We start from the raw sequence: 15744 nt of genomic DNA on the forward strand, positions 1-15744 counted from the left end.
GGGTAACAGGTGAAACAGGTGGAACAACCGTATTTTACAGGGGCTGAACCTGTTCCACCTTCTGAAATAGTGAGGTGGAACAGATGTAACGCCAGCCAATCCGCTGTTCCACCTTGTTACCCGCGATGTTCCACGGGTGCAGTGTATATAAATGATTTATAAAACAAAGCTGTAACACATGTTTCACCTGTTCCACCGCATCAGGGACATAAAGCAGACTGAAACAGTGGGCATTTTTATCTGGCTGGCTTTCATAGCCACGTCTGAATAACCGCAAGCGCCCGTTGTGCCAGCCACCACACACTGAGCACCGATAGTGTGCTTGTGTCAGCCACGACACAATTGACGTAACGAACCAACCCGACAGGAGAAGTCATGAACAACACCGCAGTGAATAACAACCTTTCCACTTTTCCGGCTGTAACGCAGCGGGCACTGGAAACCATGAACACAGCCAGAAACGCATGGCTTGAAGCACGTCGTCAGCAGAAAGCGGCAGCGGATAATATTGCGACAATCCGCCAGCGCCGCGCTGAAATGGAATCCACGACGAATACACTGAATGAGGAGTGGCGCACGCTGTTTCGTGAAAGTCAGGGCGTGGTCTCAAAGGAAATGAAAAAACTGCGCACGGAAATTGCGCTGGGACGAGAAACGCTTGAGGATTTTGATGAGCTGCTGGCGGCTCAGGAAAGCGAAAATGCACTTTTGCCGCAGAAAGCTGCGGAATTAGCCGGAAAGTATATCCACGCGCATAACATTCTTGTGGATATTCGCGCAAAACAAATCTGGGAGGATTTTATGCAGTCGCATGGAAAAGCGCTTATTCAGACGCTGAGCCTGCTTAAATCCACAATGGGCCGGGAAGCCAGTGCCGTTGTGGGTGTGGTGAATTCAGTTAATGACCCGGACACAGTGCTGAAAGACTTTATTCATAAACATATCACCAGACCGGCTCTGGCTAACGATGCGATGCCTGAACAGGACCCGGTGTTTAAACTGGCGGGAGTTGCCCCGGATTATGCGGCGCGTCTGGATTTCAGTAATCAACTCTCTCCAGCAGCTATGCATAAAATAAAGGTTCGTCAGGAACTTGCTGAGAAGGAGAAAGCAGTATGACGGCCCGAGGCACACCTGACCAGGTACTTACCAGTTTTCGGAATGCCCGTATTCTGTGGGCCAGACATAGTGAGAGCCGAAAAGCCGTTGAACAACAGATAACATCTCTCCTCGCTGCCACAGAAAAACCAGCAGATTATGCCCGACAGCTCGAATTCCTGCGGGAACGTCTGGATGTGCTGAAATGGCAAATTAACTGTGCTGCGCGCGAATGCATTTACTCGCAGCATTTACTGATGGAGACCTGCACAGAAGCCGCTCTCAGCAATTTTATGCAGGCGAATGGGGCAGCCCTGACATCTGCACTGGCTCCGTTCCTGAAGGGGCGCGGAGGGGTTGACGTTGCGTCCCGTATATTACGCAGTGCTCTGGTTCGCCAGCTGGCAATAACACCGCCTGAAATTGCCGGGGATTATCGTGAGATCCTGGATGAATCCGGTTTGATGCCTGACCCCAGTATGATTCGTGATTGCCAGGGCTCTTACACTCCGGCACAACATCTGCGTTTTCAGCAACGCCTGAATGACATTAACGATATACAGGAGTGATATTAATGGCACTTAAATGTCCGGAATGCGGTACAGTTGCACACGCCAGAACAGCAGCCTATGAAGCTCCGTCAGTTAAACGCTCGTGGTATCAGTGCCAGAATCTGGAATGTTCCTGCACATTTACGGCACTGGAGAGTGTGGATAAGATAATCATGAAACCCCGGCGCAATGAACAGGAACCAGACAAATCACAAACCCTGGTAAAACAACAGCAAACGCTCAATCGCTATGGCTCCGCGTCAAAACTGTCAAGCCGTCAGCAGATTCCTGTCTGATTAGAAAAAAACTCTCACGTAATCCCGGTCGAGTACCGGGATTTTTAACACCTTTTCCCTGGCTGGCTTGAGAGCGCATGAGTGCATGTCTATGGCGCATGAAAACGCATGAGTCTTATGCACCATTTTTGACGAGAAAGCCCTTGTTTGGTGGCTTCTGAGACGATTTATGAGGTGCATGAAAACCAGTCTGTTAAGCGAAGCGGGCAGGCGTGCGGGGCTGTGCGATATGGGGGCAATTCAATGAGCTAGCTGAGGATTGGTCAGTAAGTTATCCCGCTAGGTTAAGGTTTCTCCTAGGGATGTTGTTGCTTCACAAATCTGCGGTAAGATGCTATTTATAATATGCTTTTGGCAACAATTTTCTAAATTTTTTGTGTTGAGTACGGGTTGTAATCTAAAAGGCAAACGTAAAATGGAATATAAAGATTACACTGAAGTTAGAGAGTTTTGGAAAAATGAAATTATTGCGTTTCTTGCCTTAACTTGTCTAAAGGGGGTTGGTTACTGGACGCTTCGCAAAATCTATCAATCCAAAATTGGATTTAAGAATATATTAAAAGATAATACAGCTGATGCCTTGGCAGGATATCTAAGAGTTTCCTTGCCTAAAAATATATCTTGGGAAACATTTCAACAAGACCTTTGGTCTAAGGGACTGGAGAGAGCTCGTGAACTCAATAAAAATGGTATTGTGCTCACCTTTTATGATCAGGCTACATTTCCTCAATCATTAAAGAACATAAGCGATCCGCCATTTTGGATTTTTGTTCATGGTAATTATGAACTTCTTAATAAGAAATCTGTTGCAATTGTGGGGACACGAAAGCCAACGGATGATGGTATTTTTCTAGTAAAACTGATTGTTTCTTCTCTATATTCTAAAGATGTTTCAACAGTCAGTGGTTTGGCGACAGGAATAGATCAATGTTGTCATTATGAATCGCTGAGATATGGCATTCCAACTATTGCGGTATTGGGTAATGGGATTTTTGTCGAGTATCCGAAAGGTTCTAAAGAGTTATATCGAGCAATAGTTTCTAATGGTGGGGCTATCGTTACCGAGTATCTACCTGAACAAACATATAGCGCAGAAAATTTTGTAAGGCGCAACAGAATCCAGGCTGCTTTATGTGATTCACTAATACCAGTCGAATGGAATATTAAAAGTGGAACATCACATACTGTTGATTATGCTTTTAAGTATGCAAAAAAGATAGCGAGTCCATATCTTCCTACTACGTATGAAAGTAGACCAGAATTGAAGTTTGCTGAAGAAAATAGAAATTCTTTATCTTTTTTAATGCCTTTTGAATTGAATGAGATGAGTAATTATATTTTGAATAATAATCATGATTTAAAAGCACAGCCGATACAGCAGAGCTTAGATCTCTAAGGAAGATGAAATGAGCAAAATTAAGGGTGTGATTCTTAGTGTTGAAGATATTCTTGTGCCTAAGGGAAAGATCGATAGCGAAATCTTTGCAGAGGTAGATAAATTAATTAGATATTTCAGAACTAAAAAGATCGAGTTTGTTGTATTCACTAACAGGGGTTGGGTTGTCGGAGATGAAAGAACCCCTTTAGAGGATGTGTTACAAAAGCATTGGGGAGAATTTAAATATCTTTGTCGAGCGAAAGATAAGAGCATTCCAGGGAAGCCAACTGCGGATGCTACAAAATATGTCCTTGATTTGATGGGTTGGGAAAGTACAGAAACTTTGTACATTGGTGCTTCGATAAACGACATGCAAACAGCAGTTAATGGTGAGTTGCTCTTTTTAAGAGCTACATGGTGGGCAGACAAAACAGATTATGGTTTCGAGTTTTCAACCCCTAAAGATATTGCTAGATTTATAGATACCTTCTGTTTAAGAGAGCATCTTTGGTGTCATGAAATTCACGATGGTGATTTTAATTTCTATGCACTTGCTCCTTTCAGCACCATGAAGGAAGAGTATACTCTTTACTCTGAAGATGCTCGTGCTGCTGCTAAACATGGATTAGGCCATCCTGAATTTTGGACGAGTGCCTTAATATCCAGTCTCTATTTTAGTGGCATTCATAAGATGATTAATTATGTTAGTGTTTATCCAGGGCATAAGCAAGGATATGGGAATAATATCATGGATGAAGCGATTTCAATATTTGGAAAATGTTTTCGCAAGACGTATATCCCAGATCTTATTTTAAGGCATACGACTTCCAAAAAATCTCAAAAAGCAAGAAATGAGGGAGTTGCAATTGACCATTGCAATCAACTTAATACAATTTGTCTTAATTCTAAGCCACACAGAAATCCTAGAACTACCTATAAAAAACCACCTTTAGGCCCTGGTAAAACAGTACTTCTTATAGATGATATAACAACTCGAGGCTATAGTTTTGAATCGGCAAGAGCTTACATACAGAGAACAGGGGCAAAAGTAATTCTTGTTTCTTGGCTTAAAACTATTAATACCGATATCTCAACATTAGGTGAGCTTCACGATTTTAATCCTTATCAAGCTAATTATTTCGAAAATGTTCCATTAGGTAAATCGCATAGCTACAGAGCTAATATTGTTGATATTCTTGCGCCTGCTGAGCTCACGCGCCTATTCTCTGCCTATCAGCAGTGGGATTGGCCAGCATAACCTAAATGGATTCCATTCTCGGTAAGTAATGTCTCTTTGTTCCCGCTATTGACATTACTTACCAGTCCTTGGGACAAGTCGACTTACTGCGGCATCTATTATGGGGGCATTTTCGGGGGCATTACTTAACGGTGTGTTTCTTTTTTGTATATTTTTCAGTATGTTATCGTTTTATTTTATTCCTATTATCGGCACCATTTAAATCAAGCAGTTACTCCATATTTAAATGCTCCATGTTTTCCCTCCTATGCCGTATTTGCGCCATTGCAACCCTGCCAATTTATCAAAATACATGCTCTGGCATGAGGCAGTGTAGGTGCAGATAATTAAGCCAATTGCTGTCGCCATTCCTTGACGTGGTCAATCAGGGCGCGGAGCTTTGGTGCAATATTGCGACGCTGAGGGAAATACAGATAGAAGCCAGGAAATTGTGGAAGAAAGTCATCAAGCAGAGATACGAGCTTACCACTTTCAATATACGGCCTGAAAGTTTCCTGAGTGGCAATTGTTATGCCTCCTCCGGCAAGAGCCAGCCTCAACATCAGACGCAGATCATTAGTCGTAATCTGCGGTTCAATCGCAAGGTCGAAAGCTCTCCCGTTTTCTTCAAATGGCCAGCGATAAGGCGCAACATCCGGGGATTGACGCCAGCCGATACACTTATGATTCACAAGTTCACGCGGATGAACAGGTGTGCTGTGGGCTGCGAGATAGGAGGGAGAGGCAACCACCATTTCACGCTGCCTGGCGGTAAGGGGAACAGCAATCATGTCTTTTTCAATGACTTCTCCGAGCCTTACGCCAGCATCGTAACCTGCGGCTACGATATCGAATTCCTCATCTGTGACTACAATATCAAGCGTAACGGCGGGATTGGCAGCAGCAAACGAAGCGATTAGCGGACCTGAAAGAAATTCTTCAGCTATCGACGTCACCGCGATTCTGAGAAGTCCACGTGGCATATGGTCAGATACCATTTCTTCGAACGCCGCCTCAATACCGGATAAAGGTAATGACAGCGATTTGTGCAGCCGTTCTCCTGCTTCCGTCAAATTAACTGAGCGCGTGGTCCGCATTACAAGCATTGTCCCGAAAGTATCTTCAAGCCGTCTTATTCCCTGACTGACCGCTGAACGGGTAACGCCCAGTCGTGCGGCGGCTTTACTGAAATTACTCTCTTCTGCTACCGCGATAAAAATGGGTAAAAGATTAAGATCGATTTTCATTGTTTAATGCCGCTAACCACTGAGTACATTGAAAGCAGGATACTGGAACCAATCATAAAGTTCTATTATCTCTCCGAACACATTTGAAGGAGAACGTAATGGATAAGGTCATATTAATCACCGGCGCATCAAGTGGTATTGGGGAAGGTATTGCCAGAGAGTTGGGAACGACAGGTGCGAAGGTTTTACTGGGAGCACGCAGACTTGAGCGGATCGGAGCCATTGCAGCAGAAATCTGTCGCGCAGGCGGTATTGCTAAAGCGCGGGCGTTGGATGTTACAAACCGACAGTCCATGAGCGGTTTTGTGCAAGCTGCGCTGGATAGCTGGGGCCGGGTTGATGTTCTTATCAATAATGCGGGCGTTATGCCGCTTTCACCGCTTGCAGCAGGAAAACAGGATGAATGGGAGCTCACTATTGACGTGAATATCAAGGGCGTGCTTTGGGGAATTGGCGCCGTACTTCCGGTGATGGAAGCACAGGGTTCCGGTCAGATCATCAATCTTGGTTCTATTGGTGCTCTTTCTGTCGTGCCTACTGGCGCAGTCTATTGTGCAACTAAGTTTGCTGTACGGGCTATTTCTGATGGCTTACGGCAGGAAAGTTCGAAAATACGCGTGACCTGCGTAAATCCTGGCGTTGTAGAAAGTGGGCTAGCGTCAAGCATTACCCATGTAGAAACCATAAAGGCAATGGACGCCTACCGTTCTGTTGCACTTCAACCCGCAGATATAGCTCGTGCAGTAAGGCATATTATTGAATCTCCTGAAAGCGTTGATACAACTGAAATTACCATCAGACCCACTGCGTCTGCAAACTGAAGGATAACGTTAATGTTTACATTCCCGTTTTATTCAATATATCGGGAGGAAATTTCATATCCCTCTGTCGTGCCTAGCAAGATTCACTAAATTATGCATTCTCACTCCGAGGGAGATAGAGTTTTAATTGCAGTAAAATGATTTTATCAGGGAATAAACTGTCGCTTGTTTAATTCCTTTGCATATAAAAAGCCATACTCTTAATTATCAGGATAATAACCATGAATACTACGTATTCTTTAATTGTCATTGCCGCTCTGTCTTTATTGTCCTTCAGTAGCGTCGCTAAAACTGTTACTGCCGTCGGTTCAATCATTGACAGTGCTGAGAAAGGAATATCTTTACAGGCAGAAAAACAAGGAAAATCATATGAAATTCTTGGGGTGTTTTTTAAGAACAGAGTTTATATGATAGCAAAGTTAACACCTGTAAATAAAAATAACGCTTCATAAAGCAAATGGTTTAAATTGTAATACATTACCAGAAAGCTTGTATATTGATTCAAAATTGTCATTGTTATGGCAATGGAATGCCTGACAAATGGCTCTATTCCAACCTACTGTACCAGTTATTCTGCTAATTTTACGGATGCTTCGGTTTGGTGTGCTAAAGTAATATTTGCCACAGTTTTATTTACTCTCTCTTTCGCATTCTATAAATGAACAGGAATAATACATCCTTAAGTGGTTAATGCTGGTGTAATCAATAGGCCAGCATTAATCACAGATGATTATGTTGCCAGTCAGACAGATATTGTTAAACCGTCAAATTCATAATCAACAATTTTTCTTACGCCGCTAAATAGCTTGAAAAGCAGGGGGGGTACATATTTTAAATATCACGCAAGTGAATTGTTTTATGATGTTATTAATAGAAATGGAGGAACAAATAGGCGTATTCTACAATTGCAACAAAAACAACGATATTAATCAGTTTATTACTGATTTGCTGTATTTTATTCTCTTTCATTGGTACTTCCTCGCTTTAAAAAAGAGTGCACTTCGTAAGTGCTCTTATATAAATAACGAGTTTGGTCAACCAATTTTTTGAGGTGTATCACAAATTTGAAAAGATGTATCACATCAGCCATCACTTATGATAGCAAAGTCATCGATATACATCACCTGAAATCATCTCCGTGGATGCGTCTGCTCTCATGAGTGACCAATTCTGGCGTCGATTGGCACAGGGGAAACATATCACAACTGTTCAGAATGTCGGATCTCTCAGGGTATTATACAAGATATCGTTATTGGTAATCAGAGGACGTATCGGGTTCTATTAAGCTGTCAACAGTGCCGAATATATGGAATAGTCATTACTGGATTACACCGCAGGCACGCCATATGCAAGAGTGTGCTGCGGCGACGGGTTAATTATCTAAAAGAGTTTGTGAACCTGAACAGAGTTCGAGTTTGCTTGATAGTTTTACTATTATGTGAACAACAGGTTATCGCCTCTCCAAAGGAAATAGATATTTAATCCATTAATGGAAACCAGCCAGTTCCTTTCGATGCCTGAATTTGAACCCATAGTTTATCCGGAATGGTTAATTCAGGAACGCGCTGTGGATTAAGGGTTGTTTGAATTTCATGACTTCTACCTGATGCAGCTAAAGTCACCCATTCTGGATTAATCACCAGCCCTTTACCGATTGCAACAAGTGGCAGGCCAACAGAAATTGCCTCTTGAGCCTGAGACGGCGTGCGTATTTTACCTGCGGCGATTACCGGTACTCTTCCTGCGATATGATTTAAAATCAGCTCAATGGTTCGTGGTCCATTTGGCGAATCAACGGGGTAGCTATCGTTAACACTGACCAGCGAGGTATGTATATACGAAATACCGGATGAAATTAGCCGGTCCAGGAGTTTATAAGTATCCTCTATCCGCAGCCCCCCTGTTGCAGATTCTTCAGGGGATATTCTGTAACCGATAGCAAAGGGCCTGGTCGCATATTCATAGACTACATTTTTTACTTCCTGTAATACGGCCAGCGGGAAGCGCATACGTCTTTCGAGATCACCTCCCCATCGATCATTACGACGGTTAAAGAGAGGAGAAAAGAAATTCTGCAGAAGGAATCCATGCGCGCCATGAAGTTCAACGCCATCAAAACCTGCTTTAATGGCTCTCTTTGTGACGTCTCCGAATGCTCTGATAGTTTCCTGAATTTCGTTTTCAGTCATTTCCCTGCTTTGTACCACTCTCTTCATAAAATCACCGGATTTTACGCTTGATGCGCTGGCACTAATAACATCGTGATTCGGCACAAGCTCTGGGAGAGCTTTATTACCGGCGTGAAAAATCTGCAGGATTGCCGGAGCTCCGCCACTTTTGGCTGCAGCAGCTAATTTTTCAAGGCTGTTAATGAAACGGTCATCATATGCGGCAAATTCATGAGTAAACCCAATGCCGCTTGGCGTGACATAGGTGCATCCTGTTATTACCAGACCAACATTTTGTGAACGGCGTTTATAAAATTCGAGTTCTTGCTCAGAGATGGTTCCATCAGGATTCGCTGACCAGGTCGTCATAGGAGCCATAACGATACGATTACGTAATTTTATTTCTTCTGTCAGCATAAAAGGAGAAAACAATGATGGGTGTTTATTTGTCATAACAATACCTCAAATGTTTATCTGATTTTGATGCGTATGTTTTAACTGGTTAGTTGTTGCCAGCTTTGGAACCAAGATTTCTGGCTTTATTTATAATTCCTTCAAAGGGTTTCTAATAATCTTAATAATTGAGTTGCTGCTTTTTTGTTTCTTTAATGAAATTTCTTTTTGCGTAATTTTATTATTGTTGTGTAGTCAATAAAGGATAAATGTCAGGGAGATAAGAAATCTCCCTGTAAGATTATTACAAATGTGTTTTATAAAAAGGAATTAATTTATCGAGTGCCTGTTTCACAGGTTCTGGCTTATCATACAGGTCGTAATGTGAATAACCTTCAACCACGACCAGCTCTTTATGTTTTGAGGCAGCACGACCAATAATTTCGCAGCCGTCACGGTATGCACCAAAAGCGCCCACTCTATCACCCACTACAACCATTAGTGGTTGAGTTAAGAGGACTTCTGCAAGATGAAAAGCATCCCAGCCCACAGCAACAGTCTGATGAGAAAATAGTGAACGATTTACCCCATTTGGCGCACAGCCTCGTGGCGAACGATAATATTCTGTTGCTTCAAAAAGATCTATTTCTGTTAATCCCGCTTCAAGAGCTGCGTCTGGAGAAGAGGGGAGTAAATCATCTACGCGAAGTTTTGCGCCATTAGCTTCGTCTGTTCTTTGTTGCGCCATTGCTTCGAGTGCTCCGATAGGATCAAACGCCGAAAACCCTTCACGCATAAGACGCCCATAGTTTGCACCCGTGACAGTACCAATAGCTTTAATTCGACGTTCTGTCATTGCGGCATTAATAGCATATCCACCCCCACCACAAATGCCCAGAACACCAATACGCTCGGCATCAACGTAAGGTAAGGTGGTCAGGTAATCAACGACAATGCTGAAGTCTTTGACTCGCATTGTTGGATCTTCCAGATAACGCGGTTCTCCACCACTGCTTCCCTGAAAACTGGCATCAAAAGCAATGACGATAAAGCCTGCTTTTGCCAGTGCTGCTCCATAGACGCTACCCGATGTCTGTTCTTTGCAGCTTCCAATAGGATGGGCGCTGATAATGGCAGGATATTTTTTCTCGCTATTAAAATCGTCAGGGAAATAGATATCAGCAGCTATATCCCAGTAGGTATGTTTTATCGAAACAGTTTTCATTTCAAGCTCCGGGGATTTGCCTAAACAGATTTAAATATCATTTCTATTATCCGCAACTGGCATTCGTGTTCATATCGCGAACGGCGTAATAGTATGACTTGTATTGGTTATCATCAATGGTCTAATATCTATCACAGTGTTAAGTTAAGGTTTACAATGATGAAAATAGAGCCTTCAATTTTGCCTTCTCTTGCCTGGTTTGCATTGATTGTTCGAGCCGGAAGTTTCTCCAGAGCCGCTTCTGAAATGGGTATTACGCGGGCGGCATTATCCCAAAATTTAAAATCTCTTGAGGAACGTCTTAACACCAAGCTGATATACCGTACAACCCGCAATATGTCGCTTACCGAAGAGGGGCAGCGTCTGTATGACGTGCTGGTATCTGCTTTGGGGCAGATTGATGATGCTTTGAAAGATGTCGGTGATACCCAACTTGAACCTACTGGCCTATTGAGAATAAATTCCTCCCGTGTTGCAGCAAGGATGCTTGTTGAGCCTCATATTGGCGAGTTTCTTACCCGTTACCCCAAAATAAAGATAGAACTGATTATGGATGACGGTTTATCTAACATTATTGCGGACGGCTGTGATGTGGGCATACGCCTTGAGCAAAGGCTGGATGAGCATATGACTGCCGTTCCTGTTTCTCCGCTTATTAAACTGGTTACCGTGGCATCACCAGATTATTTAAGAGAACACGGTATTCCTGAAACGCCTCAGGAACTGAGTAACCATAATTGTCTACGGTTGCGGCATAAAAGTAGCGGTGCACTCTCAGCATGGGAGTTTTCTAATGTCACGGGGAATAATGAAGAGTTCGAAATAGAGGTGTCAGGGAAGTACATTTCTAATGATGACGAAAGCATGATACGAATGGCGCTTAATGGGACAGGTATCATCCAACATCTGGATTTTGCAATCGCTGAACACATCAATGCGGGTAAGTTACAGCCGATTCTTCAGGATTGGGCCGTTTCATTTCCTGGATTTTATATTTATGTTTCATCACGGGTGAGAATGCCCTCTAAAGTTCGTGCTTTTATCGATTTTATGGTGGAGAAAAGAATAGAAATCGAAAATTAATGATGTGTGTCAGAATATCGGTAAGAAGAATAGCGCAATCGTGAGGGTACGTTTATTCATAATAAATCTCCTGAGAGTTCAGACTTATAGATTATCATTATTACCAATAATACGGCTAAAATGATTGTGTCTATGAACACCCTTCATAAGTACGTTTTGAAGGGAATGCTTCTACAAGGAAATCGCTAATGCTCAAAGAAAACTTCAATGAACTGCAAATCTTTCTTGTGGTGGCAAGGGAGCGAAGTTTTACCAAAGCAGCGGGCAAACTCGGTGTTTCTCAGTCAGCTCTCAGCCACGCGATTAAGGCTCTGGAGGAAAGGTTAAATATCCGCCTCTTAACCCGAACGACTCGCAGCGTGGCTCCCACAGAAGCGGGGGAGAGAATAATCGCCTGTCTTGAGCCTCGTATTGACGAACTTGAACAGGAGCTGGAATCACTTATTCAACTGAACGGCACGCCCTCCGGGAATATTCGGTTATCTGCCGGGGAACATGCCGCGCGCAGTCTGATCTGGCCGAAGCTAAAACCCTTTCTCAGAGAGTATCCCGAAATCAATGTCGAACTGGTGGTGGATAACGGTTTTGTCGATATTGTTGAAGGTCGCTTTGATGCCGGGGTACGGCTGGGCGAAAGCGTGGATAAGGACATGATTGCGGTAAGAATTGGGCCGGACATGAGAATGGCTGTAGTGGGGGCACCGTCTTATTTCGCTACAAACCCTGCGCCTGGAACGCCTCACGAACTACAAAATCATCGCTGCATCAATATGCGTCTGCCAACTGCCGGTGGACTTTATCACTGGGAGTTTGAGCGAGAAGGGAAACTGTTACGGGTCAGAGTTGATGGGCAACTGACATTTAATTTGCTGCCAGAAAGAATTGATGCAGCATTATCAGGATTTGGTATCGCCTGTGTTCCCGAAAACGCGGTTCAGGATCATATAAAGTCAGGCGAGCTTATTCAGGTTTTACAGGAGTGGTGTCCTTATTTCCCCGGATATTACCTTTACTATCCAAGCCGTAAGCAGCACCCACCTGCTTTTGCGCTGATGATCGATGCACTTCGCTACGCAGAATAACGGAGCCGCATTTTACTGTGGCTCCGTTTGAGCATTAACGGCCTACGCGAGCCTGATGCTCAGGCGAGTAACGTTCACCGACGATTTTAATCGTTTCCAGTGCCTGGGTTATCTGCTGAGTATCATTCTGCGAAAGAACGATGTCGACAGCGGCCAGGTTTTCCTCCAGCCGGTGCAGTTTAGTGGTGCCTGGGATGGGAACAATCCACGGCTTTTGTGCTAACAGCCATGCCAGTGCGATTTGTGCAGAGGTTACCCCTTTCTCCGCAGCCAGTTCGCCTAACAAAGTGACCAGTTTTTCATTGACTTCAATGGCTTGTGCAGCGAAACGCGGTACGGTGCTACGGTAATCATCCTTACCGAAAGTTGTCCCCGGCTTAATCGACCCCGTCAGGAAACCTTTACCTAATGGGCTGAACGGTACAAAACCAATCCCCAGTTCCTCCAGCAACGGCAGGATTTCCTGTTCAGGTTCACGCCACCACATGGAATATTCGCTTTGCAGGGCGGTGACTGGTTGTACCGCATGGGCACGACGAATGGTTTGTGCCCCCGCTTCTGACAAGCCAAAATGTTTGACCTTACCTTCTGCGATTAGGTCTTTCACCGTTCCTGCAACATCTTCAATCGGGACATCCGGATCGACACGGTGTTGGTACAGCAGGTCAATAACATCTGTCTTAAGGCGGCGTAATGATCCTTCAACGGCTTCACGGATATGTTCCGGGCGGCTGTTTAGAATCTGCTGCTTATTATCATCGCCGAAGGTAAAACCAAATTTAGTCGCAATCACCACGCGGTCACGAAACGGTCTTAAGGCTTCACCGACCACTTCTTCATTCAGATACGGACCATACACTTCGGCGGTATCGAAGAAGGTGACGCCGCGTTCAACCGCAGCACGAATGAGTTCGATAGCCTGACGGGTATCTGTCGCCGGGCCGTAGCCGTGGCTTAAACCCATGCAACCTAGCCCAAGCGCGGAGACTTCGAGTCCGGATTTACCCAGATAACGTTTTTGCATTGAATGAATACCTCTTTTATCGCGGCTTAAACATCAAGTTTGCGGCCAGTCAGCCATTCCACCATCGCCGGGTCGCGGTGAGAGAAGAACGCGCTGGTTGCGGTATCCAGGGCGGTAATTTGCAGTATATCTTCAGGACTGAGTTCAAAATCGAGAATGTTGATATTCTCTTCCATGCGTTCTTTGCGCACTGATTTTGCCAGTGAAACGATGCCTCGTTGGTAGATCCAGCGAAGAACAACCTGGCCCACGCTTTTGCCATACTTCTCGCCAATTGCCGTTAACACGGGATGCTGGAACAGACCATTTTTACCTTCCGCAAACGGTGCCCAGGCTTCTGGCTGAATGCCACGGCTTTGCATCCACGGAACGGCATGAAGTTGCTGGTTGAAGGGGTTAACTTCAATCTGGTTGACCGCCGGAACCACTTTATTAAAGGCGATAAGGTCAGCCAGTCGGTCAGGATGGAAGTTACTGACGCCAATAGCGCGGATCTTGCCTGCCTGGTGCAGCTCTTCCATGGCACGCCAGGCACCGTGGACATCGCCGTAAGGCTGATGAATCAAATACAGGTCAACGTAATCTAATTGCAGCCGATTCAGAGAGCGTTCGAATTGGGCTTTGGCTCCTTCGTAACTGGTATCCTGCAACCAGAGTTTAGTAGTGACAAAGAGTTCGTTACGCGCGATACCGCTTTGTTTCAGCGCATTCCCGACCTGAGTTTCATTCTGATATGAGGCGGCGCTGTCAATCAGTCGATAACCAGTATCAATAGCGTCAATGACCGCTCTTTCGCATTCGGTGGCATCGGTCATCTGAAATACACCAAAACCCAGCAAGGGCATTTCAATACCGTTGTTCAGTCTTACAGTTTGCATGGTGTTAGCCTCCCGTTATTGTTCATTGGAAGCATAACGTAAAGAGAGTTATTCAATTAGACGGCGGGATTTGTCAGGGGCTATGAACAAAATTCATTAATCTGCCTCAATGCTGATTGAGTAGCACTGTTATCGTGTAGGTCTATTTTATTGATGAATTATTTGCATAAGTGAAATCGATATTTACATACTAATCGAGAGTCGTATTTTAACTTAGAATAATAAGTCATACCTGATGGAGGTGCTTACCGTGGTGTTTTCTGTATTAAGCAACAACCTAAAAATGCCAATGATAGGGTTTGGGGTTTTTCAGGTTACCGATAAAGAAGAGTGTAAACAGTCAGTGTTAAGTGCTATCCGAACCGGGTATCGTCTTATCGACACGGCTGCGGTATACGGTAATGAAGATGCCGTCGGTGAAGCTGTTCGTGAGGCCATTTCGGAAGGTCTTTGTACCCGTGAGGAGTTATTTATTACGTCAAAACTGTGGGTGCAGGATATGGTTAATCAGGATACAGCAAAAGCAGGAATTGAAGCATCGTTAAAAAAATCGGGACTTGAATATTTTGACCTCTATTTATTGCACCAGGCGATGCGCGATTATTTCAGTGCGTGGCGAGCCCTGGAAGCCGCTTATGATGAAGGCAAACTGAAAGCGATTGGTGTTTCCAATTTCTATCCTCATGTATTAGCAAACTTTTGTGAAACAGTCAGAATAAAACCAATGGTGAACCAGGTTGAGCTGCATCCCTATTTTGCACAACCAGAGGCGCTGGCAACCATGAAACACTATAATGTGCAACCTGAAGCCTGGGCTCCATTAGGCGGCGGAAGACATAAGCCGTTTGAAAACAGAATGCTTCAGAGTATTGCTGATGCCCACCAAAAAACGATTTCTCAGGTGATATTGCGCTGGAATATTCAACGTGGCGTGGTTGTTATCCCAAAATCAACTCATCAACAGCGTATTGAAGAGAACTTCGCCATCTGGGATTTTTCACTGACAGAGGCAGAAATGGAGCAAATTAGTTCGCTTGATTTAGGCTATGTTGGTGAATCCGTAAAACATTTTAATCCTGAATTTGTTCGTGGTTGTCTTGGCGTAAAAATACATGACTGATTTTAGTATTTGTTGAGCTATATTATTTGGATAATGACGTTTTTATCTGAGCTTACAGGTTTTGTTTTATAAAATAGTAAAATCAGACAATATGGGTTTTAACCAGCGATTTAAGAATATGATTCTTAAATTATCAATCATTT

16 protein-coding genes are annotated in these 15744 nt (G+C 44.0%); 10 read left to right on the plus strand and 6 right to left on the minus strand.

Annotation, left to right across the window (positions count from 1 at the left end):
• Positions 1–375: 375 nt before the first annotated feature.
• From RGV86_RS17690 to RGV86_RS17710, 5 genes are all read left to right on the plus strand, one after another.
• A complete protein-coding gene (locus RGV86_RS17690; RefSeq protein ID WP_001567467.1) occupies positions 376–1119 on the plus strand; it encodes a phage polarity suppression protein in 744 nt (247 codons plus the stop codon).
• Entirely contained in the window at positions 1116–1667 is a 552-nt protein-coding gene (locus RGV86_RS17695; protein ID WP_001567468.1) for a phage polarity suppression protein, read from the plus strand. Before RGV86_RS17690 ends, RGV86_RS17695 begins: the two co-directional genes overlap by 4 nt.
• A gap of 5 nt (positions 1668–1672) precedes the next feature.
• Positions 1673–1945: an ogr/Delta-like zinc finger family protein gene (locus RGV86_RS17700; RefSeq protein WP_001567469.1), complete on the plus strand. Its 273-nt coding sequence runs from the start codon at positions 1673–1675 to the stop codon at positions 1943–1945.
• A 415-nt stretch (positions 1946–2360) separates the two neighbouring features.
• Positions 2361–3341, plus strand: a complete 981-nt coding sequence (locus RGV86_RS17705; RefSeq protein ID WP_001567470.1) for a DNA-processing protein DprA — start codon at positions 2361–2363, stop codon at positions 3339–3341.
• Between the two features lie 10 nt (positions 3342–3351).
• Positions 3352–4581 carry a phosphoribosyl transferase gene (locus tag RGV86_RS17710; RefSeq protein WP_309508468.1) on the plus strand — a complete coding sequence of 410 codons (1230 nt, stop codon included), beginning with the start codon at positions 3352–3354 and terminating at the stop codon, positions 4579–4581.
• 326 nt (positions 4582–4907) lie between these two features.
• Here RGV86_RS17710 and RGV86_RS17715 read toward each other — a convergent pair whose 3' ends face one another.
• Entirely contained in the window at positions 4908–5807 is a 900-nt protein-coding gene (locus RGV86_RS17715; protein WP_085460415.1) for a LysR family transcriptional regulator, read from the minus strand.
• A gap of 98 nt (positions 5808–5905) precedes the next feature.
• Between RGV86_RS17715 and RGV86_RS17720 the strand changes: the two genes are divergently transcribed.
• The gene (locus RGV86_RS17720; RefSeq protein ID WP_085460416.1) at positions 5906–6628 is read left to right on the plus strand and encodes an SDR family oxidoreductase; all 723 of its coding nucleotides are present in this window, start codon (positions 5906–5908) and stop codon (positions 6626–6628) included.
• A 221-nt stretch (positions 6629–6849) separates the two neighbouring features.
• A complete protein-coding gene (locus tag RGV86_RS17725) occupies positions 6850–7080 on the plus strand; it encodes a hypothetical protein (protein WP_001098708.1) in 231 nt (76 codons plus the stop codon).
• Positions 7081–7495: 415 nt separating this feature from the next.
• Here RGV86_RS17725 and ykgR read toward each other — a convergent pair whose 3' ends face one another.
• From ykgR to RGV86_RS17740, 3 genes are all read right to left on the minus strand, one after another.
• Positions 7496–7597, minus strand: coding sequence for a small membrane protein YkgR (ykgR, locus tag RGV86_RS22330; RefSeq protein WP_000662205.1), 102 nt, complete (start codon positions 7595–7597; stop codon positions 7496–7498).
• A 509-nt stretch (positions 7598–8106) separates the two neighbouring features.
• The gene (locus RGV86_RS17735) at positions 8107–9249 is read right to left on the minus strand and encodes an NADH-dependent flavin oxidoreductase (RefSeq protein WP_085460417.1); all 1143 of its coding nucleotides are present in this window, start codon (positions 9247–9249) and stop codon (positions 8107–8109) included.
• Between the two features lie 244 nt (positions 9250–9493).
• Positions 9494–10414, minus strand: a complete 921-nt coding sequence (locus tag RGV86_RS17740) for an alpha/beta hydrolase (RefSeq protein WP_085460418.1) — start codon at positions 10412–10414, stop codon at positions 9494–9496.
• A 156-nt stretch (positions 10415–10570) separates the two neighbouring features.
• Between RGV86_RS17740 and RGV86_RS17745 the strand changes: the two genes are divergently transcribed.
• Together RGV86_RS17745 and RGV86_RS17750 are read left to right on the plus strand one after the other, a co-directional pair.
• Positions 10571–11497: a LysR family transcriptional regulator gene (locus tag RGV86_RS17745; protein ID WP_085460419.1), complete on the plus strand. Its 927-nt coding sequence runs from the start codon at positions 10571–10573 to the stop codon at positions 11495–11497.
• Positions 11498–11685: 188 nt separating this feature from the next.
• Positions 11686–12579, plus strand: coding sequence for a LysR family transcriptional regulator (locus RGV86_RS17750; protein WP_085460420.1), 894 nt, complete (start codon positions 11686–11688; stop codon positions 12577–12579).
• A gap of 34 nt (positions 12580–12613) precedes the next feature.
• Here the strand turns inward: RGV86_RS17750 and RGV86_RS17755 are convergent, their stop codons facing one another.
• A complete protein-coding gene (locus RGV86_RS17755; protein WP_001172296.1) occupies positions 12614–13603 on the minus strand; it encodes an aldo/keto reductase in 990 nt (329 codons plus the stop codon).
• A 26-nt stretch (positions 13604–13629) separates the two neighbouring features.
• The gene (locus tag RGV86_RS17760) at positions 13630–14481 is read right to left on the minus strand and encodes an aldo/keto reductase (RefSeq protein ID WP_001195331.1); all 852 of its coding nucleotides are present in this window, start codon (positions 14479–14481) and stop codon (positions 13630–13632) included.
• Positions 14482–14731: 250 nt separating this feature from the next.
• On the opposite strand from RGV86_RS17760, the gene RGV86_RS17765 reads away from it, so the two are divergent.
• Positions 14732–15601 carry an aldo/keto reductase gene (locus tag RGV86_RS17765; RefSeq protein ID WP_137598256.1) on the plus strand — a complete coding sequence of 290 codons (870 nt, stop codon included), beginning with the start codon at positions 14732–14734 and terminating at the stop codon, positions 15599–15601.
• The last annotated feature ends 143 nt before the right edge of the window (positions 15602–15744 follow it).

The organism is Escherichia ruysiae (assembly GCF_031323975.1).
GTDB classification, from domain to species: Bacteria; Pseudomonadota; Gammaproteobacteria; order Enterobacterales; family Enterobacteriaceae; genus Escherichia; species Escherichia ruysiae.

Excerpts from the sequence above, each read along its gene's own strand:
- RGV86_RS17690 (WP_001567467.1), top strand. The coding sequence starts at position 376 with ATGAACAACACCGCAGTGAATAACAACCTTTCCACTTTTCCGGCTGTA.
- RGV86_RS17695 (WP_001567468.1), top strand. The coding sequence starts at position 1,116 with ATGACGGCCCGAGGCACACCTGACCAGGTACTTACCAGTTTTCGGAAT.
- RGV86_RS17700 (WP_001567469.1), top strand. The coding sequence starts at position 1,673 with ATGGCACTTAAATGTCCGGAATGCGGTACAGTTGCACACGCCAGAACA.
- RGV86_RS17705 (WP_001567470.1), top strand. The coding sequence starts at position 2,361 with ATGGAATATAAAGATTACACTGAAGTTAGAGAGTTTTGGAAAAATGAA.
- RGV86_RS17710 (WP_309508468.1), top strand. The coding sequence starts at position 3,352 with ATGAGCAAAATTAAGGGTGTGATTCTTAGTGTTGAAGATATTCTTGTG.
- RGV86_RS17715 (WP_085460415.1), bottom strand. The coding sequence starts at position 5,807 with ATGAAAATCGATCTTAATCTTTTACCCATTTTTATCGCGGTAGCAGAA.
- RGV86_RS17720 (WP_085460416.1), top strand. The coding sequence starts at position 5,906 with ATGGATAAGGTCATATTAATCACCGGCGCATCAAGTGGTATTGGGGAA.
- RGV86_RS17725 (WP_001098708.1), top strand. The coding sequence starts at position 6,850 with ATGAATACTACGTATTCTTTAATTGTCATTGCCGCTCTGTCTTTATTG.
- ykgR (WP_000662205.1), bottom strand. The coding sequence starts at position 7,597 with ATGAAAGAGAATAAAATACAGCAAATCAGTAATAAACTGATTAATATC.
- RGV86_RS17735 (WP_085460417.1), bottom strand. The coding sequence starts at position 9,249 with ATGACAAATAAACACCCATCATTGTTTTCTCCTTTTATGCTGACAGAA.
- RGV86_RS17740 (WP_085460418.1), bottom strand. The coding sequence starts at position 10,414 with ATGAAAACTGTTTCGATAAAACATACCTACTGGGATATAGCTGCTGAT.
- RGV86_RS17745 (WP_085460419.1), top strand. The coding sequence starts at position 10,571 with ATGATGAAAATAGAGCCTTCAATTTTGCCTTCTCTTGCCTGGTTTGCA.
- RGV86_RS17750 (WP_085460420.1), top strand. The coding sequence starts at position 11,686 with ATGCTCAAAGAAAACTTCAATGAACTGCAAATCTTTCTTGTGGTGGCA.
- RGV86_RS17755 (WP_001172296.1), bottom strand. The coding sequence starts at position 13,603 with ATGCAAAAACGTTATCTGGGTAAATCCGGACTCGAAGTCTCCGCGCTT.
- RGV86_RS17760 (WP_001195331.1), bottom strand. The coding sequence starts at position 14,481 with ATGCAAACTGTAAGACTGAACAACGGTATTGAAATGCCCTTGCTGGGT.